The sequence below is a fragment of the Stenotrophomonas sp. FR010 genome, from assembly GCF_047520755.2.
GTDB lineage: Bacteria > Pseudomonadota > Gammaproteobacteria > Xanthomonadales > Xanthomonadaceae > Stenotrophomonas > Stenotrophomonas sepilia.
Genome location: NZ_JAXBQT020000013.1, coordinates 15149 through 33082, shown reverse-complemented (window position 1 = coordinate 33082; position 17934 = coordinate 15149). Strand labels below are relative to the sequence as shown.

Below are 17934 nucleotides of genomic sequence, written 5' to 3'. Positions count from 1 at the left end.
CAGCGCTAGTTGTCGATCAAGGTAGTCGCAAACCGCAGACCAGCGTGCAGCGCCTGTTCGAGCGTGTCGTGCTCCCCGCAGTCGGGTTTGTCGATATCAGGGAGCTCACCGGCTTGTACAAGGTGCACAAATGCCTTCCCGCCTTCCGGTTGCCAAGCCTCGACGTAGATGTCTTGGCCGTAGTAGCTGGTGCTCAACGAATCACTCTTGATCTCTGGCTTCATGACGCGCTCCTTGCTGGTCCCGAGATGCTCGCCGGAAGCCGCTCATTGGTCAATGGCAGCCGGTACCCGGCCCAAGCCGCCAGGGGGCTTCTATGAGCCGCCGCCAGCACGCCAACAACGGCATGGCCGCCGGTGGCCGTCCGATTCGCATCCCCCGCTCGATCGACAGCGTGCGCTCGCACCTCAAGCGCCACCTACTGGAGGAAGGCAAGCGCATGCAGGACCTGGCAGAGGTCTGGGGCTGCTCGAAGCACAACGTCTACGACCTGTTCTACCGCGACCGGCCCATCTCGCCGAACCACATCGAGCTCGCCGCGAAGATGCTCGGCCTGGACGAGTTCGGCACCAACGAACTGCGCCTGCTTGGGGCCCGCGAGGCCGGCTGGCACATCGTTATCCGCCCAGGGGAGCACGTGCGTGGCACCAGGTTCTCCATCCGGGCGCCCGACAGCGTTCCCTGCAACCAATGCAAGAAGGGGCCCGACCATGGCTGAGCGAAAGCCGTATGGCCGCACCGGCGACGATATGGATCTGCCCGAGCGTAAGACCTGCGGCGACTGCGTGCATTGCCGTCGATGCACAGCGATGTTCGGCCACATCCCCGCAGATGAAAGCTGTGACTGGTCACCGTCACGATTCCGCCTTGCCGAAGGAGGTCCCGCTTGATCGGAGAAGTTCTCCAATTTCAGGATCTACAGGAACTTTGCAGACCTGGCGAGCGTCCGCGCCTCGCAACAGTAGAGGCTTGGGCGCGTACTTGCGGCATCCGCTACAAGTACGACGGCAAAGGTGGAATTTGGACCACGGCAGCAGCAATGAACGCCGCTCTCGGACTGCAGCAGGCGTCGAACGATGCATATGGGACTGACGTAATCTGATGGCACCTCGACCGCGAAAACACAATCCATCCATCCCGTCACACATCGACCAGACGAAGATCCCCAAGGGCGTTTACTGGGATGCGACGGGCCGTGGCCGCTGGTACATCTTCGAAGCCACGACTGGCATCGATGGCCCCCGGAAAACTCGCCGAACGGTCGCGGGTCCCGAAGCCAAGCTCTCCGAATTGCATGGCCTCATGGAGTCAGCAGAAGGCACCGGAACTGTGGAATGGGTCTGCACTCAGTACCACGACAGTGCCAAGTTCAAGGGGCTCGCGGCTGGCACGCGTGCGGACTACGAGTCGGCGCGTAATGTCCTAGTGGGCTACCCCACGAACCTGGGCGTGCCGTTCGGCAAGCTCCAAGTCAACAAACTACGGAATCACAATTTCCAGCGCCTTATTGATCGGATTGAATCGGCAGGCACACCCACGAAAGCAAACAAGGTGCTGCGCTACTCACGGCTCGTTTTCCGCTGGGCATTGAATCGGGGCATCGTGAACCACAACCCCGCGCAGGGCCTGGAACAGGCGAAGGAGCGCAAGCGGCAGCGACTGCCCACCGATGATGCATACATCAAGCTGCTTAAATTCGCACAGGAGCGCAGCCAGCGACCAGCGAGAACTGAGGGCTCGGTGCCACAGTATCTATGGATGATCATGGAGCTGGGCTACCTCTGTCGGTTGCGTGGCATTGAGACCCTCACCCTGACCGAAGCACAAGGGACGGCCGAGGGCTTGCACACCAATCGACGGAAGCGCAGCCGGGATAATCTGGTGGAATGGACGCCGCGACTGCGTAGCGCCTGGGATGCTGCCATTGCGCGCCGCGACGGCATCATCAAGCACCACGGGCTGCCCGTGCAGCTTCGCGCCGACCTGCGCTTCCTTTTCCTCGCAGAACACGGCGAGCCGCTGCAGAAGACGAGCCTGGACAGCACCTGGCAGCGCTTCATCCAACTAGCGATCAGCGCCGGGGTCATCTCGGTCGAGGAGCGCTTCAGCCTCCACGACCTCAAGCGAAAGGGCGGTACCGACACGGCTGGCAACCGCGCTGAACGCCAGGACGCACTAGGCGTGACCGATGCGATGATGAAGGTCTACGACAAGAGCGTTCCACGCGTAAAGCCTTCAACGATCAAAGATCTCTAGAGCATGGGATGGTCACTCTCCCATAGGACACCAAGTACACAAAGGGCGGCCTGAGGCCGCCCTTATTTCACGCTCAACTCACCCAGTACAACTATTCGGACTGAGCCGGTACTGAGGGCATCCTACGCTTTGACCTCTGAGCAGAGGGCTTCTGGGCACTAGCCTTCTGAGCTGCCCTTGCCTTATTCAGCTCATCAATCTTCTCGTCCGTCATTCCAAACTGAGATCGAAGGATCTCCTCTCGGCCGTCCTGCTCATAGTTCAGGCTAATGTCGCGAGGCTCGATGATCATGGTGGGCATGCACGCGATCTCCCACGGCGCGCGCGCCGTCACGCCTGCGATCATGTCCCTCACTGAGGAGTAGATCACACGGACCACGTTTACACCGACTACACCTGGATTAAAGGCAGTCTTGTAAGCCTCGGCACAACCAACGACATCAATGGTGAATGGAGCGAATGCAGACACTTCTATCGTGTACGCGAATTGCTCATCCTTCTGGGTCACAGTCAATGTGGCGAAATGCTGCCCATTCGCTGAGTAGAACACAGCGGCCTCGATCTCGATCGGCAGGTCGCGCTCAATCGCGGCAGCTTCGACATTAGGCGTAGCACGGATGTTCACATCCGTGTAAGTGACCTTTCCAACCTGTAAGGGGCTAGTTCTCATGCAGCCAGACCAAGTTCCGGAGTCGACGCATAGCACACATCGTTCTCCGCGACCGAGGATGAAGACTCGGCGCTCATCCAGCCTGAACGCAAGGCTGCATGCCCGTGAGTCCATGCACCATTCAATGCACCGAAGACTTTCGCAGCTCGTCCAGCCCTGGCTCTATGCATAGTGTTGGCATAGATATCGTCAGGAGTAAAAGCACCGCGCGGATGTGTTCGCAGATGGAACGCAGAAGATGCGCCACGCTCGGAATGGCAGACTTCGAACTCACGATCTGCTAGCTCAATACAAAAGCGTGGCTTTCCGCCGATCGCTTCCACGAAGCGAAAAAGAGTCGAAAGCAGGACATCGTCTCGGGCTTCCATCTTGGACACTGCGGCTTGACTGATCTGCATCCGAGTCGCCACATCACCCTGAGTCAACTCAGCGGCACAGCGCAAGTCAGCAAGCGGGTAGGCAGACACTAGCTCATGGAAACGAGCGTCAATTGAACGCTGAACAGCGAGCGGCTGCGCGGCCAGGATTTCTTCAAAATTCAACGTTGCCATTTTACTTCCCCTGCTTCTTTCCACGTTTGGCCACCTTCCCACGAGGACTGTGAGTAGCTTGTCGGCGCCTCAACTCAATCTCGGCTTCATGCGCCTCGTAGAGCTTCTTCGCTCTGGCAATGTATTTGGGGTACCAGAGCTTCTCGCCAAGTGGGACCTTGTCACCACCGACGAGCAGAATTGCATTCTGTTCAGAGTCGAACGCATAGATGATGCGGAACTGTTTACGCTCAAAACGGATGCGGAGCTCTTTCAGGTTGGACAGGTCACTGTCACGCAGAGTTCCTGAGGCGGGACGACGCAATGCCGGCCCCACCTCGCTGAGCAGCTTGATAGTTGCGAACACTTCCACCTTTTCGTCGGCAGTGAGTCCATCCAAGAACTCCTTCGCATCGGTCGTTACATTGATCGTCCAGGACATTCAATATAACTCACGAGTTATGGAAAAGGAATGGCACGTACGTTCAGCCATTTCAATCCGTTCATTGGTCGCCCCCTAAGACTACGTTCCTTGTTGAATGGAGCATATCACGCACCGAGGAAGAGGCAATTGTCGTTAGAAATCAAAGAGATAAGAAGCTTTCACGCACAGATCAGCAGTGCCTATCGAGGCAGCTAAAGGCTTCTGGGCCTGATTAGCGAGTCTCGTCACGGCGCCGATGGCAGGGAGAATTCTGGAGTCAATTACGGAGCTGACGAAAAAAGCGCCACTCGGGCGCCTTTAAGTCATTGATTTCACTGGTGGGCCGTGAAGGATTCGAACCTTCGACCAAAAGATTAAAAGTCTTCTGCTCTACCGACTGAGCTAACGGCCCATTGCACTGCCCCAGCCTTTCGGCGGGGTGGGCATTCTACCCTACTTTGGCCGGTCGCGTGAAACCCCGGTGTGTCGAGGATGCCGGCCAGCGGCCGGCACTACCAGCGGCTTAAACCTTTCGGGCCATTGTCGCATCCCATCTGTGATCCTTTCCCGGAGCCATGGATGCGTCTGATCGCCAGCCTGCTTGCCGCCCTGCTGCCCTGCGCAGCCCTGGCCGCCCCATCCCAGGTCGTCACTGACGACATCGCCCGCTTCTGGGCCACCTATGATGCGGTGCGCGCCGAACCCGATGGCGAACGCCGGGTGGCGCTGGTCCAGCAACGCTACATCGATCCCGGCAGCCCCGGGCTGCATGCGCTGATGCAGGTGCGCCACTACACTGCCCGCGAATACGCCGTGGCCATGTGGGCGTGGCCGCGCTTCTGGACGTCGGTGCGGCCGCTCACCGCCAACGCACAGCTCGCCAGCGCCACGCTGGAGCGCGACCTGACTGCGTTCCGGGCGCTCTACCCGGCACTGCGTCCAGCCACCATCACCTATGCAGTGGGCGTGCTGCGCACAGGCGGCACCACGCTGGGCAACAAGGTATTGATCGGCGCGGAGATGGCGCTCGGCGATGAGCGCGTGGACGTGAGCGAGCTGCCCGAGCCGATGCGCAGCCGCCTGCGGATCTTCTACGACAGCCGCCCCGGTGCGAACAACGCGCAGAACAACCTGCACGAATACGTGCATACCCAGCAGCGCGAGACCACCGGCAGCCTGGCCCAGTACGCGGTACGCGAAGGCGTGGCCGAATACGTGGCAGAGCGCATCAGCGGGCGCCGCCCGGCGTTGCCGCTGTACACCTATGGGCCAGCGCACGAAGCGGAAATCCGCGCGCGCTTCCGTGCGGAGATGCACGGGGACAACCTGGACAACTGGCTGTACAACAGCGCGCGCAATCCGTTCGGGGTGAGTGACCTGGGCTACTACGCCGGCTACCGCATTGCGCAGGAGTACATGCGCCGGCAGACCGACGAGAGGACTGCTGTCGCGCAGATGATCGAGTTGGACTATGCCGATCCGGCTGCGGTGCGGGCCTTCATCGAGGCATCGGGATGGTTGCAGGCCCGCTAGGTCAAGGAGTGCGGACCAACGGTTGGCACCACCGAGGGAGTGATTGCCCCACCGGGGAAGCCGGCCAGCGGCCGGCTCTACCAGGCGCGGTCAGGCGTACCGCGTGGGGTCGGGCACGCCGGCTTCGGCAAAGCCTTGTGCGCGCAGGCGACAAGCGTCGCAGTGGCCACAGGCAGCTCCGTTGGCGTCGGCGTTGTAGCAGGACACGGTCAGGCTGAAGTCCACGCCGAGGCGCACGCCTTCGCTGACGATCTGGCCCTTGCTGAGGAACTGCAGCGGGGCATGCACCTTGATGCCGGCGCCTTCCACGCCCGACTTTGTGGCCAGGTTGGCCAGCGCCTGGAACGCGGCCACGAACTCGGGGCGGCAGTCCGGGTAGCCGGAGTAGTCGACGGCGTTGACGCCGCAGAAGATGTCATTGGCACCGAGCACTTCGGCCCAGCCCAGGGCCAGCGACAGCATGATGGTATTGCGCGCCGGCACGTAGGTGACCGGAATGCCGGCACCGCCCGCCTCCGGTACGTCGATGTCATCGGTCAGCGCCGAGCCACCGATGCTGCGCAGGTCCACGTCCACGGTCTTGTGCGCGACCACGCCCTGGGCCTTGGCCACGCGGGCGGCGGCATCCAGTTCGGAGGTGTGGCGCTGGCCGTAGCGCACGCTCAGGGCATGCACGGCAAAGCCCTGTTCCTGGGCCATGGCGATGACGGCGGCTGAATCCATGCCGCCGGAGACAAGCACGACTGCCTTCTTCATGGGAAATCTTCCGGTTGGGAGGGGAAAGCCAGCACGCTGTCCCGCGCCGGAGCTACATCAGGGAACGCTGCGCCGGCTCATCGGCCCGGCTCGTCGTTCCACAGGATTTTATGCAACTGCATCTGGAAGCGCACCGGCAGCCGGTCTTCGACGATCCAGTCGGCCAACTGCCGCGCGCTGATCTCGCCCTTGCTCGGCGAGAAGAACACGGTGCAACGCTCCACCAGGCCGTGCTCGGCGACCATGGCCTTGGCCCAGTCGTAGTCCTCGCGGTTGCAGATGACGAACTTGATCTGGTCGCGGACGGTCAGCAGCGGCAGGTTTTCCAGGCGGTTGCGGGCGGCTTCGGCCGAGCCCGGCGTCTTGATGTCGACCACGCGCGACACGCGCGGGTCCACTGCACTGACATCCAGCGCGCCGGAGGTTTCCAGCGAGACATCCATGCCCGCATCGCACAGCTTCTGCAGCAGCACCAGGCAGCGCTTCTGCGCCAGCGGCTCGCCGCCGGTCACGCAGACGTGGCGGACGCCCTGGGCCAGCACCTCGGCCACGATGTCGTCGATGTCCCACCAGGTGCCGCCGTGGAAGGCATAGGCGGTGTCGCAGTACTGGCAGCGCAGCGGGCAGCCGGTCAGGCGCACGAACACGGTCGGCCAGCCGGCGGTATCGGCCTCGCCTTGCAGCGAGGTGAAGATCTCGGTGATCTTCAGGCGCGGCAGCGGCGACTGCACGATGTCGCTGGGGGTGGCGACGGCGTTTGACGGGGTAACGGCGGTCATGGCGGGTACTTCTTGGTTGGACACGTGGCGGGTGGGCTACCGTGGCCGGAAACGAAAGCAGCCGAGCGTGGGCTCGGCTCTACAGGGCACCTATTGTACGCCCGCTCAGCGGATCAGCGGATCTGCTTGCCCAGGCGGATGGACTGCAGGCGGTCCTGCGCGGTGCGCGCGGCGTCCGAACCGGGGTACTGCGCCACGACGGTCTCCAGCGTCTGCTGGGCCTGGTCGACCTTTCCCTCGCCGTACTGCGAGAGGCCGATCTTGAGCAGGCCGCCCGCGGCCTTGTCGTGGGTCGGATAGCGCGAGAGCAGCTCTCGGAACTGGGTCTCGGCCATCGGGAAATTGCGGGTGGCGTAGTAGCTCTCGCCCAGCCAGTACAGCGCGTTCGGCGCGTAGACGCCGTTCGGGTACAACTCCAGGAAGCTCAGGAACAGCTGCGCCGAATCGTCGTACCTGCCGGCCTTCAACGCATCGAAGGCAACGTTGTAGGAGGTGCGCTCGTCGCCGGTGGCGGCAAGGCTGCCAGCATCACCATGGACCGAAGGCGGCCGCTCGGAAGTGGCCGCCGCTGCGGGTTTTGCCGGGGCCGGTGCGGCCTTCGGCGCGCTCGCCGGAACGGGCGGCAGGGCCGGGGCGGCGTTGCCCCCTTCCAACCGGTTCAGGCGGCTGTCCAGATCCAGGTACTGATCCTGGGCGGACTGCTTGAGCTGGGCGTTGTCATGCTGCAACTGCTCGATCGAGGCCTGCAGGCTGGTGACCTGCTGCCGCAGCTGATTGATCTGGTTCAACAGGTCCTGGTTGGCACTGTTGTTGTACATCTGCTGCTCGAGCGCGCCGACACGGTCAGCCAGGCTCTGTCGCTGTGCGTGCGCCGGTGCGGCAGCCACAAGGGCTGCCGCAACGACCAGCATCAGTTTGATGCCAATGCGCATGGATTACTGCGCGGTGTAGACGATTTCGACGCGACGGTTCTGCGACCAGCACGACTCGTTCGACTCGGTGCAGACCGGACGCTCTTCACCGTAGGACACGACGGTCAGCTGCGAAGCCGAACCACCGTTGGCCTGCAGGGCCGAGCTGACGCCGTTGCCACGACGCTCACCCAGGGCCTGGTTGTACGCGCGCGAACCGCGCTCGTCGGTGTGGCCCTGCAGGGTGATGCGCGAGGACGGACGGTCACGCAGGTACTTGGCGTGGCACGCCATGATGGCCTGGAATTCCGGCTTCACGTCTTCCTTGTCCAGGTCGAAGTAGACAACGCGCTGGCGCAGGCAGGCGTCGGTGTCCAGATCGCCCGGGCCGTACAGGCCGGAGGTCGACGGACCGGTCGGGGTGGTGGTCGAGGTGCCGGTGTCGACCGGGGCTGCCGGCTCTTCCTTCACCTTCTTCGAGCAACCGGCCAGGACGGCCACAGACAGCAGGGAAACAAGCAGAACGCGGGTGGACTTGTTCATGGCGATACCTTTGTGGCTCCTAAGCCGATGAGGGGTTCAAGACAACGAAAATATTAACACTCTTTTAGCGCTGGGTACGGTATGGGGACCATGCCGGTTCGCGCACATCACCGTCGGCCAGGACCAGGCGCTGGCGAACCCGCGCATCGGCCGAAACGGCATACAACACACCACGGCCACCTTCGCGGGCGGCGTACAGCACCATGCTTGCGTTGGGCGCAAAGCTCGGAGATTCATCCAGCGAACCCGGGGACAGCGTGCTCCAGCGGGGCGACCCCAGCGAGCTGTCCATCATCGCGATCTTGTAGCTGTTGCCCGAGCCCTGGGCGACGGCGATCTTCTTGCCATCGTAGGACACCGAGGGCTTGGCATTGTAGTTGCCCTGGAAGGTGACGCGCTCGGCGCTGCCGCCACCGGCACCGACCTTGTAGACCTGCGGACGGCCGCCGCGATCGGAGGTGAAGTACACCGCGCTGCCGTCCGGTGCCCAGGTCGGCTCGGTATCAATGGCGAAGTGGTTGGTCAGCTGGGTCAGCTGCTTGCTGCCCAGGTCCATCACGTAGATTTCCGGGTTACCGGAGCGCGACAGGGTCAGGGCCAGCTTGCGGCCATCCGGCGAGAACGCCGGGGCGCTGTTGATGCCGCGGAAGCTGGTGACCAGCTCGCGCGCTCCAGTGCCGATGTTCTGGATGTAGATGGCCGAATTGCCACGCTCGAAGCTGACGTAGGCCAGCTTGCTGCCATCCGGACTCCACGACGGCGACAGCAGCGGCTCGGCCGAGCGCACGATGGTCTGCGGGTTGAAGCCATCGGAATCGGCCACCATCAGCGCGTAGCGCATGGCGTCGCCCTTGCCACTGGCGGTCACGTAGGCGATGCGGGTCCAGAAGGCGCCGCGCACACCGGTGATCTTTTCGTAGATGGCGTCGGCCATCTGGTGGGCAACGTCGCGCATGGCGTTGCCACGGGCGGTCATCGCCAGGCCCAGCAGGCGCTCGCCCTTGGGCACGTCGAACAGTTCGTACTCGACGCGGTAGGCACCCGCACCGGCATCAAGCACGCGGCCGACCACGATGTAGTTCTGCTTCAGCGCGCGCCAGGTCGCGAACTGGATATCCCCCCCCCGCACGGGCTTCTCGGCGATCTGCGCTTCCGGCAGCGTGCGGAACTGGCCCGAACGCTCCAGATCGGCACGGACCACGCCGGCGACGTCGGTCTGCGGAGCGGCCGACGAACCCTGATAGGGCATCGGCACGATGGTGATCGGCAGCGCGGAGGCATTGCCGCCGATGATGTCGATATCCAGCCCCTTCTGCTGCGCGACAGCAGCAAAGGGCAGCAACAGGGCCGCAAACACGGCAAGCCAGCGAGGCATCTTTTTCATGGAGCGCTCAACAATAAGGGGAAACCGGAACGAGGGATAACAAAGCGGGAGTGAACCGCTTCGCAATCATGAACCAAGGGTACGTGAATTCCGGGTCAGTTCCAGCCCGTCTTCTCACGCACCGTTAACGTCGTGGCTAACATCGCACCGTCTGCCCTGGTCACGCCGCCCCGGAGGACGGTGTTCGACAGCAGCCCACAGCCTGCCCGGTCGAAACCGAGCACACCAGAGGCAAGCGCGACAACCGTGGGCGCGGGTGGCTCGAGAGCCGCCCCGGCCCGCCGCCTCAGCGATCCTGGGCAGTAAACGTGAAGTTGAGCGTGCGTGCGAACACCGACTCGAAGCCACGGTACGGCAGCGGCTGCGCGTTGAGCACGGCGGCCTCGATCGAACGCTTGCCGGCCTCGTCGTACGGGCAGTTCGGGCTGACCTTGGCCTGCATCACCGTGCCACCCGGAATCTGGGTGATGGTGATCTGGCAGCGCTGGCCCAGCGGCACCGTGTCCGGCCGCACCCACTGCGACAGCACCTTGGCCTGGATCGCCGCGGCGTACTTGGCCGAAAGATCATCGCTGTTGCCACCACCACCGGCGGCCGGCTGGGACGCACCGCTGGAACCGGCGGCGGCACTGCCCGCGGCATTGCGCGCGGCGGCGACCTGGCGCAGCTTCTGCTCAGCCAGCTTGGCTTCCTTTTCGGCCTGTTCGCGGCGGGCACGGATCTCGGCGATCTTCTTCTGCTTCTCGGCCTCGGCCTTGTCCGCAGCCTGACGCGCCTGATCGGCCAGCTTCTTCTTCGCGTCTTCTTCCTGCTGCTTGGCCAGGCGCAGCTTCTGCTCGGCCTCTTCCTGGCGCTTGCGTTCGGTCAGGTCGATCTGCTCCTGGCGGCGCTTGGCTTCCTGCTCCTGCCTGGCCTTCTCCTGCGAGATGGCCAACGCGCTGACCGCTTCCTGGTCCTTGGTATCCGGCTGCGCGACACGCTCCTGTGCCTGTTGCTGCTGCGGCGTGGGGGCGTCCTGTGGGCGCGGCTCGGGAATCGGCTGTGGCGGCGGAATGGTGTCTTCCGGCACCGGAACCGGCTCGGCCACCGGCGGCGGCAGGTCCTCCAGCTTTTCGGACTGGCGCAGGGCCTGGCGGGCGGCGGACGCTTCGGACGCGGACAGCGCCAGGCTGGCCTCCACCGACGGATCACCGGCGGCGGCGTCGGTGTTGCGCTCGGGCGACCAGAACCAGGCCACGATGAAGACCAGCGCGACCAGCAGGTGCACCAGCAACGCCAGCGCCAGGGGCAGGCCCCAGCCGGGTTCGCGCTGCTGCGGAGGTGGCAGGGCGTCAGCGTGCATCGGTGGCCAGGCCTACCTTGTCTACCTTGGCGCGCTTGATCACATCCATCGCGGCGATGACCTTTTCATAGGCCACGGCACGGTCGGCGGCGACGATCACGCGCACGCCCTTGTCCTGGGCGGCGATGCCGGCCAGGCGGCCTTCCAGTTCCTCGGCCGACACGGCGGTCGGCTCCTTGGCGTCGGGCAGCTTCAGGCTGAGCTGGCCGTCCTGGCGCACCGAGACGATCACCGGGTCCTGCTTGCTTTCCAGCGCCTTGGCGTTGGATTGCGGCAGGTCGACGTCGAAGCTCAGGGTGAGCAGCGGCGCGGTGACCATGAAGATGATCAGCAGCACCAGCATGACGTCGATGTAGGGAACGACGTTGATTTCCGATTTCAGCTTGCGGCGCTTGCGGCGACCGATGGCAGCGGACATGGCTTGGACTCCCGGGTCAGGCGCTTACTCGTCGCCAGCGCTCTGGCGCTGCAGGATGGAGCTGAACTCTTCGGCGAAGGTCTCGAACCGCACCGACATGCGCTCCACGCGGGTGGTGAAGCGGTTGTAGGCCCACACCGCCGGGATCGCCACGAACAGGCCGATGGCGGTGGCGAACAGGGCTTCGGAGATGCCTGGCGCGACGGCGGCGATACCGGCCTGCGCACCGCTGCTGATCATGTCGTGCATGGTCACCATGATGCCGAACACGGTACCGACCAGGCCCACGTACGGGGCAGTCGAACCGATGTTGGCCAGCAGTTCCAGGTTGCGCTCAAGCTGGTCCACTTCGCGGGTGTAGGTGGTGCGCATGGCACGCTGCGCGCCTTCCAGCTGCGCACGGCCATCCAGGCGGCGCTTGTCGCGCAGGCGGGTGTACTCGCGGAAACCAGCTTCGAAGATGGCTTCCAGGCCGGTCACGCTGCGGCTGCGGTCGGTGGCGGCGCTGTACAGCTTGCCCAGGTCGGCGCCGGACCAGAAGCGGTTCTCGAACTCGTCAGCTTCGCGGGTGGCCTGCTTGAACACGCGGGCCTTGCGGAAAATGATCACCCAGCTGACGAACGAGCCGACCAGCAGCAGCAGCACGATGATCTTCACCGGCAGGCTGGCCTTGGCCATCAGTTCGAGGTAGTTGATGCCGCCGCCGGTGGTGGCCTGGGCAAGGGTCTGTGTCGCGGCGTTGCTGACGTCGGCCGGCAGTGCCTCGGTGACCGTGGCCTGCAGGGCCAGGAGCGTTGCGATCATCCGTTGTTCCTCAGTGTTCGGATTCGGGGTGGAGGTGGGGTTGCAGCATGGCAAGGACGGCCTCGTCCATGCCACGCGGGCGGAAACTGGCCGCTTCCAGTGCGGCGATGCGGACCCGGGCCGACAGCAGCAGCTCGCCGTCGCGCAGGATCTGCTGGTCGAAGACCATGCTGGCCTTCTTCAGCTGGACCAGGTGGGCGCTCACCTGCAGGGTGTCATCCAGCCGTGCCGGCTTGATGAAATCCATCTGCATCGAGCGCACCGCGAAGACCATCCCATGCTCGGCGCGCATGCGCTCCTGGCCGTAGCCGAGCGCACGCATCCATTCGGTCCGGGCCCGTTCCATGAAGGCCACGTAGCGGGCGTGGTAGACCACGCCGCCTGCGTCGGTATCTTCCCAGTAAATGCGTGTCGGCCAACTGAATAGTGGCTCAACCGACATCGGGAACCTCCGCGAACAGATCCTGCGGCGGGTTCTTCGGCTTCAAGCCCATGTGCCGGTAGGCCTTGTGGGTGGCCATGCGGCCGCGCGCGGTGCGCACCAGGAAGCCCTGCTGGATCAGGTACGGCTCGACCACGTCTTCCAGCGTGCCGCGCTCCTCGGACAGCGCCGCGGCCAGCGACTCGATGCCGACCGGGCCGCCATCGAAATAGTCGACCAGGGTCTTGAGCAGGCGCCGGTCGAGCTCGTCGAAGCCTTCCGGATCAACCTTGAGCATCTTCATCGCGGCCTGCGCCACGGCCTCGTCGATGTGGCCGCCCGCCTTCACCTGCGCGTAGTCGCGCACGCGGCGCAGCAGGCGGTTGGCGATACGCGGGGTGCCGCGCGCGCGGCGCGCGATCTCGCCGGCGCCATCAGCGGTGCAGTCGATGCCGAGGATGGTGGCCGAACGGCGCACGATCCGGGTCAGCTCCTCGACGCTGTAGAACTCCAGCCGCTGGACGATGCCGAAGCGGTCGCGCAGCGGCGCGGTCAGCAGGCCGGCGCGGGTGGTGGCACCGATCAGGGTGAACGGCGGCAGGTCGATCTTGATCGAACGGGCCGCGGGGCCCTCACCGATCATGATGTCGATCTGGAAGTCTTCCATCGCCGGGTACAGCACTTCCTCGACCACCGGCGACAGGCGGTGGATCTCATCCACGAACAACACGTCGTGCGGCTGCAGGTTGGTCAGCAGCGCGGCCAGGTCGCCGGCCTTCTCGATCACCGGGCCGGAGGTCACCCGCAGGGCCACGCCCAGTTCGTTGGCGATGACGTGGCTGAGCGTGGTCTTGCCCAGGCCGGGCGGCCCGAAGATCAGCACGTGGTCGAGCGCGTCGCCGCGCCCCTTGGCCGCTTCGATGTAGATCTCCATCTGCTCGCGCACCGGGGCCTGGCCGAGATAGTCGGCCAGGCGCTTGGGGCGGATGCTGGCGTCGGCGGCGTCATCCTCGCGGGTGGCGCCGGCGCCGATGATGCGGTCGTCGGTCATACCGTGATTATGCGGTAAATGGTTGCATTCCGGGGCCGGAAGCACGGTAGTGCCGGCCGCTGGCCGGCAACCCCATGAACACCGGTGGTGCGGCGGATGCCCGCCAGCGGCCGGCACTACCAGACCTCAGATCTCGACCTGGGCCCCGAGTTCGACCAGGCGGTTGCCGGGAATACGGAAGAAGCCCGTGGCCGGCGCGGCATTCCGGTGCATCAGCGCGAACAGCTTGTCGCGCCAAATCGGCATGCCGCGGTTGGCGGTGGCCACGATGGTTTCGCGGCTGGCGAAGAAGGTGGTGTCCATCGGGTCGAAGTAGATGCCACCGTGGTCGCACGAGCGCATCAGCGCCAGCGGCACGTCCGGGGTTTCCATGAAGCCGAAGCGCACATAGACGCGGTAGAACTCGTCGCCCACCGATTCGATCTTCAGCCGCTGCCCTTCCATCGCATACGGGATCGGCAGGGTCTCCACGTGCAGGAACACGTTGCGTTCGTGCAGCACCTTGTTGTGCTTGAGGTTGTGCATCAGCGCATGCGGGGCGACGGTCGGGTCGGCGGTGAGGAACACTGCAGTGCCCGGCACGCGCACCGGCGGTGCCAGCATCAGCCCAGGCAGGAAGGTATCCAGGCGGATGCCGTCCTTGCGGATCTCATCGCGCAGCAGTTCGCGGCCACGGCGCCAGGTGCGCATCATGGTGAACAGGAAGATCCCCAGTACCACCGGGAACCAGGCGCCCTGCAGCAGCTTGGCACCGTTGGCGATGACGAAGCCGAGGTCGATGATGAAGAACACCACGCACAGCGGCAGCAGCCAGGCGCGCGCCTTCGGCCACAGCGAACGGGCCACCAGGGCCAGCAGCAGGGTGTCGATCAGCATGGTGGCCGACACCGAGATACCGTAGGCCACCGCCAGGTTGGACGAGCTGCGGAAGGCCAGCACCAGGCCGATCACCATCACCGCGATGCCCCAGTTGATGCCCGGGATGTAGATCTGGCCGATGGTGTCGTGCGAGGTGTGCTTGATGCGCATGCGCGGGATGTAGCCCAGCTGCATCGCCTGACGCGAGACCGAGAACGCACCGGTGATGACCGACTGCGAGGCAATCACCGCCGCCATGGTGGCCAGGATGATCATCGGGTACAGCGCCCACGGCGGCACCGCCTCGAAGAACGGGTTTTTCAGCGCCTCGGGGTGGTTGAGCACCAGTGCGCCCTGCCCCAGGTAGTTCAGCACCAGGCACGGCAGCACGAAGAAGTACCAGGCGTGTCGGATCGGCTTGGCACCGAAGTGGCCCATGTCGGCGTAAAGCGCCTCGCCACCGGTCACCGCCAGCACCACTGCGCCGAGGATGAAGATCCCATGCCAGCTGTGCTCCATGAAGAAGCGGATCGCCCACCACGGGTTGAATGCCTTGAGCACTTCCGGCGCATCGACGATGTTGTAGATGCCGATCGCCGCCAGCGAGATGAACCAGACCGACGTGATGGGGCCGAAGGCCTTGCCGATCTTCTCGGTACCGAAGCGCTGCGCCGCGAACACCATCAACAGCACCACCACCGTGATCGGCACGATGAAGGCATGCAGGCCCGGCGCGGCCACCTCCAGGCCCTCCACCGCACCCAGCACCGATATCGCCGGGGTGATCACGCCGTCGCCGAAGAACAGCGACGCACCGAAAATGCCGAGGATGCCGACCACGTAGGCCGAGCGCGAGCCGTTGCGCAGCGTGCGCTGGGTCAACGCCATCAGCGCCATGATGCCGCCCTCGCCGTCGTTGTCGGCGCGCATGATGATGGTCACGTACTTCAGCGTGACCACGATGTTCAGCGCCCAGAACGCCAGCGACAGCACGCCCAGCACGGTGTCGTGGTCGCTGTTGAGCCCGTAGTGTGGCGAGAACGCCTCCTTCAGCGTGTACAGCGGGCTGGTACCGATATCGCCGAACACCACGCCGATCGCACCGATGATCAGCGCCATGCCTCCTGCTGGAGGGGCGTGACCGTGGCTGCCGGCGGCAGCTGCGTGCGGGGTTTGACTGCTGGACATGGGACTCCTGGCGACGCTCAGGCGGTTCGTTGAAGGAAAGGGACGCGGCTCAGCGCAGCGCCGACTGCAGCGCCTTGCGGATCACGGTGGCCACTTCGTCGCCTTCGTTGAAGGCGTCGCGGGCCATGCGTGCCGCTTCGGCCGGCTTGTAGCCCAGCTGCTGCAGGGCCACGGTGGCATCGGACAGCGGGTCGGCCGGGGCCGGGCCGCTGCCGGTGGGCAGCGCGCCGCCGGCACCGAACTGGGCGGCACGGTCACGCAGTTCCAGCACCATGCGCTCGGCAGTCTTCTTGCCGATGCCGGGAATGCGGGTCAGCGCGGTGATGTCACCGGCCTGGACCATGCGCGCGAACTCCTCGACGGAAACGCCGGACAGCACCGCCAGCGCGATCTTCGCGCCAATGCCACTGACCTTCTGCACGTCGCGGAACAGGCGCCGCTCCCCCTCGCGCAGGAACCCGTACAGCGAAACGCTGTCTTCCTTCTGCGCGTAGTGGGTGTACAGCGTGACCTCGCGGCCGAGCTCGGGCAGGTCGTAGAAGGTGCTCATCGGCGCCTCCAGTTCGTAGCCCACCCCGTTCACGTCCACCATCAGCCACGGCGGCGCCTTGTAGGCGACGATGCCGCGCAGTCGACCGATCATTGCGTGCAGCTCCTCATTTGCGGCCCCACGCCTGGCGGGCACTGAGCCCCAGGCGGTTGGCCGTTGCCCGTACGTGGGCATGGGTGATCGCCACCGCCAACGCGTCGGCCGCGTCGGCCTGCAGCTTGGTTTTCAGGTTGAGCATGAGCCCGACCATGTGTTGAACCTGTTGCTTTTCGGCGCCACCACGGCCAACCACGGCGAGCTTGATCTCGCTGGCGGCGTATTCGTGCACCGGCAGGTCGCGCAGCACCACGGCCGAGATCGCCGCGCCCCGGGCCTGGCCCAGCTTCAGCGCCGAATCGGGATTACGGGCCATGAACACCTTTTCAATGGCCACTTCCTGCGGCTGGTACTCGCGGCACAGGTCGGCCAGGCCCAGCACCAGCAGCTTCATGCGCTGCGGGAAGTCGTCGGCGCCCAGCAGCACCAATGGCTGGTGGTGCACGTAGGTGACGCGGCCGGCGGCATCGACATCGATGATGCCGACCCCGGTCCGCTGCGAACCGGGGTCGATGCCGAGGATGCGGGTCATGCTGCACTCCTGGCGGGGCGGAACGGGATGCGCTGGCAGGCGTAGGGGCTCATGACTGTCCGCGGTGACCGTTCAACGGCCCGCGCCCAGGCCGTCGAAGACGGCTCAGGCGTAGGCGTCGGCGCCGAGTTCGGCGTTGGAATACACGTCCTGCACGTCGTCCAGGTCTTCGAGCATGTCCAGCAGCTTCTTGACCTGCAGGGCGACGTCGCCTTCAACCTTGATGTCGTTGTCCGCGCGGAAGGTGATCTCGGCGTGGTCGGCGACATGGCCGGCGGCGGCCATCGCATCCTTCACCGCGTTGAACGCGTCAGGGCTGGTGACCACATCGATCGAGCCGTCATCGGGGTAGACCACGATGTCATCGGCACCGGCCTCAATGGCCGCTTCGGTGATGGCTTCCTCGTCGGCCCCTGCGGCGAAGCTGAGCACGCCCAGGCGCTTGAACATGAAGGCCACCGAGCCCTCGGTGCCCATGTTGCCACCGCACTTGCTGAACGCATGGCGGACGTCGGCCACAGTGCGCACGCGATTGTCGGTCAGGCAGTCGACGATCACGGCCACGCCACCCGGGGCGTAGCCCTCGTAGCGGACTTCCTCGTAGTCGACGCCTTCCAGCTCACCGGTCGCCTTCTTGATGGCACGCTCGATCACGTCCTTGGACATGTTCACGGCCAGGCCTTTGTCCACGGCCACGCGCAGGCGCGGATTGTTGTTGGGGTCGCCTCCACCGCCGCGCGCGGCAACGCCGATCTCGCGGATGATCTTGGTGAAAATCTTGCCGCGCTTCGCGTCGGACGCGTTCTTGCGGGCTTCGATGGAGGGGCCTCTACCCATGGGTGCTACCGTCTGGCTGCTTCAGGATCAAGGCGCGGATTCTACCTGATC

At 64.7% G+C, this 17934-nt stretch carries 21 protein-coding genes and 1 tRNA gene; 3 read left to right on the top strand and 19 right to left on the bottom strand.

All coding sequences use genetic code 11. The features are described 5' to 3' along the window. Positions 1 to 5 precede the first annotated feature (5 nt). A complete protein-coding gene (locus tag ACM0PK_RS13045; RefSeq protein ID WP_049420130.1) occupies positions 6 to 224 on the bottom strand; it encodes a hypothetical protein in 219 nt (72 codons plus the stop codon). 92 nt (positions 225 to 316) lie between these two features. Between ACM0PK_RS13045 and ACM0PK_RS13040 the strand changes: the two genes are divergently transcribed. Continuing rightward, a complete protein-coding gene (locus ACM0PK_RS13040; RefSeq protein WP_414607151.1) occupies positions 317 to 718 on the top strand; it encodes a hypothetical protein in 402 nt (133 codons plus the stop codon). A gap of 383 nt (positions 719 to 1101) precedes the next feature. Beyond that, on the top strand, positions 1102 to 2256 hold the full coding sequence (locus tag ACM0PK_RS13035) for a site-specific integrase (protein WP_065428172.1): 1155 nt from the start codon (positions 1102 to 1104) through the stop codon (positions 2254 to 2256). 91 nt (positions 2257 to 2347) lie between these two features. Here the strand turns inward: ACM0PK_RS13035 and ACM0PK_RS13030 are convergent, their stop codons facing one another. The 4 genes from ACM0PK_RS13030 to ACM0PK_RS13015 all read right to left on the bottom strand — a co-directional run bounded on the left by ACM0PK_RS13030 (position 2348) and on the right by ACM0PK_RS13015 (position 4292). After that, entirely contained in the window at positions 2348 to 2881 is a 534-nt protein-coding gene (locus ACM0PK_RS13030; protein ID WP_146110230.1) for a hypothetical protein, read from the bottom strand. Positions 2882 to 2922: 41 nt separating this feature from the next. Continuing rightward, complete coding sequence (locus tag ACM0PK_RS13025) at positions 2923 to 3477, bottom strand: helix-turn-helix domain-containing protein (RefSeq protein WP_080355922.1); 555 nt, start codon at positions 3475 to 3477, stop codon at positions 2923 to 2925. Between the two features lies 1 nt (position 3478). Continuing rightward, positions 3479 to 3898, bottom strand: a complete 420-nt coding sequence (locus ACM0PK_RS13020) for a type II toxin-antitoxin system RelE/ParE family toxin (RefSeq protein ID WP_049420139.1) — start codon at positions 3896 to 3898, stop codon at positions 3479 to 3481. A 318-nt stretch (positions 3899 to 4216) separates the two neighbouring features. Next, positions 4217 to 4292, bottom strand: a tRNA-Lys gene (locus ACM0PK_RS13015). 167 nt (positions 4293 to 4459) lie between these two features. On the opposite strand from ACM0PK_RS13015, the gene ACM0PK_RS13010 reads away from it, so the two are divergent. After that, entirely contained in the window at positions 4460 to 5413 is a 954-nt protein-coding gene (locus ACM0PK_RS13010; RefSeq protein WP_111201916.1) for a DUF2268 domain-containing putative Zn-dependent protease, read from the top strand. 90 nt (positions 5414 to 5503) lie between these two features. On the opposite strand, the gene queC is transcribed toward ACM0PK_RS13010, so the two are convergent. From queC to ACM0PK_RS12940, 14 genes are all read right to left on the bottom strand, one after another. Next, entirely contained in the window at positions 5504 to 6169 is a 666-nt protein-coding gene (gene queC, locus ACM0PK_RS13005) for a 7-cyano-7-deazaguanine synthase QueC (RefSeq protein ID WP_414607152.1), read from the bottom strand. A 77-nt stretch (positions 6170 to 6246) separates the two neighbouring features. Continuing rightward, on the bottom strand, positions 6247 to 6948 hold the full coding sequence (gene queE / locus ACM0PK_RS13000; protein ID WP_111201914.1) for a 7-carboxy-7-deazaguanine synthase QueE: 702 nt from the start codon (positions 6946 to 6948) through the stop codon (positions 6247 to 6249). A gap of 113 nt (positions 6949 to 7061) precedes the next feature. Next, positions 7062 to 7880 carry a tol-pal system protein YbgF gene (gene ybgF, locus ACM0PK_RS12995; RefSeq protein WP_019660125.1) on the bottom strand — a complete coding sequence of 273 codons (819 nt, stop codon included), beginning with the start codon at positions 7878 to 7880 and terminating at the stop codon, positions 7062 to 7064. A 3-nt stretch (positions 7881 to 7883) separates the two neighbouring features. Further along, entirely contained in the window at positions 7884 to 8402 is a 519-nt protein-coding gene (gene pal, locus ACM0PK_RS12990) for a peptidoglycan-associated lipoprotein Pal (protein ID WP_005418510.1), read from the bottom strand. A 64-nt stretch (positions 8403 to 8466) separates the two neighbouring features. Beyond that, a complete protein-coding gene (gene tolB / locus ACM0PK_RS12985) occupies positions 8467 to 9786 on the bottom strand; it encodes a Tol-Pal system beta propeller repeat protein TolB (RefSeq protein ID WP_414607153.1) in 1320 nt (439 codons plus the stop codon). 286 nt (positions 9787 to 10072) lie between these two features. Next, positions 10073 to 11128: a cell envelope integrity protein TolA gene (tolA, locus tag ACM0PK_RS12980; protein WP_069139342.1), complete on the bottom strand. Its 1056-nt coding sequence runs from the start codon at positions 11126 to 11128 to the stop codon at positions 10073 to 10075. Next, positions 11118 to 11546, bottom strand: a complete 429-nt coding sequence (gene tolR, locus ACM0PK_RS12975; protein ID WP_005410751.1) for a protein TolR — start codon at positions 11544 to 11546, stop codon at positions 11118 to 11120. The genes tolA and tolR overlap by 11 nt, the downstream gene beginning before the upstream one ends. 24 nt (positions 11547 to 11570) lie before the next feature. Beyond that, positions 11571 to 12350 (bottom strand): protein TolQ, encoded by a 780-nt coding sequence (gene tolQ, locus ACM0PK_RS12970; RefSeq protein WP_005410752.1) that lies wholly within the window; start codon positions 12348 to 12350, stop codon positions 11571 to 11573. Positions 12351 to 12360: 10 nt separating this feature from the next. After that, entirely contained in the window at positions 12361 to 12792 is a 432-nt protein-coding gene (gene ybgC / locus ACM0PK_RS12965) for a tol-pal system-associated acyl-CoA thioesterase (protein WP_414607154.1), read from the bottom strand. Continuing rightward, a complete protein-coding gene (ruvB, locus tag ACM0PK_RS12960; RefSeq protein ID WP_005418515.1) occupies positions 12782 to 13822 on the bottom strand; it encodes a Holliday junction branch migration DNA helicase RuvB in 1041 nt (346 codons plus the stop codon). Before ruvB ends, ybgC begins: the two co-directional genes overlap by 11 nt. Positions 13823 to 13948: 126 nt before the next feature. Next, complete coding sequence (locus tag ACM0PK_RS12955; protein ID WP_414485319.1) at positions 13949 to 15799, bottom strand: potassium transporter Kup; 1851 nt, start codon at positions 15797 to 15799, stop codon at positions 13949 to 13951. 118 nt (positions 15800 to 15917) lie between these two features. Further along, positions 15918 to 16511 (bottom strand): Holliday junction branch migration protein RuvA, encoded by a 594-nt coding sequence (gene ruvA, locus ACM0PK_RS12950; RefSeq protein ID WP_414607155.1) that lies wholly within the window; start codon positions 16509 to 16511, stop codon positions 15918 to 15920. 13 nt (positions 16512 to 16524) lie between these two features. Further along, entirely contained in the window at positions 16525 to 17046 is a 522-nt protein-coding gene (ruvC, locus tag ACM0PK_RS12945; RefSeq protein WP_005418518.1) for a crossover junction endodeoxyribonuclease RuvC, read from the bottom strand. 105 nt (positions 17047 to 17151) lie between these two features. Further along, a complete protein-coding gene (locus ACM0PK_RS12940; protein ID WP_005418519.1) occupies positions 17152 to 17883 on the bottom strand; it encodes a YebC/PmpR family DNA-binding transcriptional regulator in 732 nt (243 codons plus the stop codon). Positions 17884 to 17934 lie beyond the last annotated feature (51 nt).

Bases quoted from the DNA above. Each gene is read 5' to 3' on its own strand.
- ACM0PK_RS13045 (WP_049420130.1), bottom strand. From the start codon at position 224: ATGAAGCCAGAGATCAAGAGTGATTCGTTGAGCACCAGCTACTACGGC.
- ACM0PK_RS13040 (WP_414607151.1), top strand. From the start codon at position 317: ATGAGCCGCCGCCAGCACGCCAACAACGGCATGGCCGCCGGTGGCCGT.
- ACM0PK_RS13035 (WP_065428172.1), top strand. From the start codon at position 1,102: ATGGCACCTCGACCGCGAAAACACAATCCATCCATCCCGTCACACATC.
- ACM0PK_RS13025 (WP_080355922.1), bottom strand. From the start codon at position 3,477: ATGGCAACGTTGAATTTTGAAGAAATCCTGGCCGCGCAGCCGCTCGCT.
- ACM0PK_RS13020 (WP_049420139.1), bottom strand. From the start codon at position 3,898: ATGTCCTGGACGATCAATGTAACGACCGATGCGAAGGAGTTCTTGGAT.
- ACM0PK_RS13010 (WP_111201916.1), top strand. From the start codon at position 4,460: ATGCGTCTGATCGCCAGCCTGCTTGCCGCCCTGCTGCCCTGCGCAGCC.
- queC (WP_414607152.1), bottom strand. From the start codon at position 6,169: ATGAAGAAGGCAGTCGTGCTTGTCTCCGGCGGCATGGATTCAGCCGCC.
- queE (WP_111201914.1), bottom strand. From the start codon at position 6,948: ATGACCGCCGTTACCCCGTCAAACGCCGTCGCCACCCCCAGCGACATC.
- ybgF (WP_019660125.1), bottom strand. From the start codon at position 7,880: ATGCGCATTGGCATCAAACTGATGCTGGTCGTTGCGGCAGCCCTTGTG.
- pal (WP_005418510.1), bottom strand. From the start codon at position 8,402: ATGAACAAGTCCACCCGCGTTCTGCTTGTTTCCCTGCTGTCTGTGGCC.
- tolB (WP_414607153.1), bottom strand. From the start codon at position 9,786: ATGAAAAAGATGCCTCGCTGGCTTGCCGTGTTTGCGGCCCTGTTGCTG.
- tolA (WP_069139342.1), bottom strand. From the start codon at position 11,128: ATGCACGCTGACGCCCTGCCACCTCCGCAGCAGCGCGAACCCGGCTGG.
- tolR (WP_005410751.1), bottom strand. From the start codon at position 11,546: ATGTCCGCTGCCATCGGTCGCCGCAAGCGCCGCAAGCTGAAATCGGAA.
- tolQ (WP_005410752.1), bottom strand. From the start codon at position 12,350: ATGATCGCAACGCTCCTGGCCCTGCAGGCCACGGTCACCGAGGCACTG.
- ybgC (WP_414607154.1), bottom strand. From the start codon at position 12,792: ATGTCGGTTGAGCCACTATTCAGTTGGCCGACACGCATTTACTGGGAA.
- ruvB (WP_005418515.1), bottom strand. From the start codon at position 13,822: ATGACCGACGACCGCATCATCGGCGCCGGCGCCACCCGCGAGGATGAC.
- ACM0PK_RS12955 (WP_414485319.1), bottom strand. From the start codon at position 15,799: ATGGCGCTGATCATCGGTGCGATCGGCGTGGTGTTCGGCGATATCGGT.
- ruvA (WP_414607155.1), bottom strand. From the start codon at position 16,511: ATGATCGGTCGACTGCGCGGCATCGTCGCCTACAAGGCGCCGCCGTGG.
- ruvC (WP_005418518.1), bottom strand. From the start codon at position 17,046: ATGACCCGCATCCTCGGCATCGACCCCGGTTCGCAGCGGACCGGGGTC.
- ACM0PK_RS12940 (WP_005418519.1), bottom strand. From the start codon at position 17,883: ATGGGTAGAGGCCCCTCCATCGAAGCCCGCAAGAACGCGTCCGACGCG.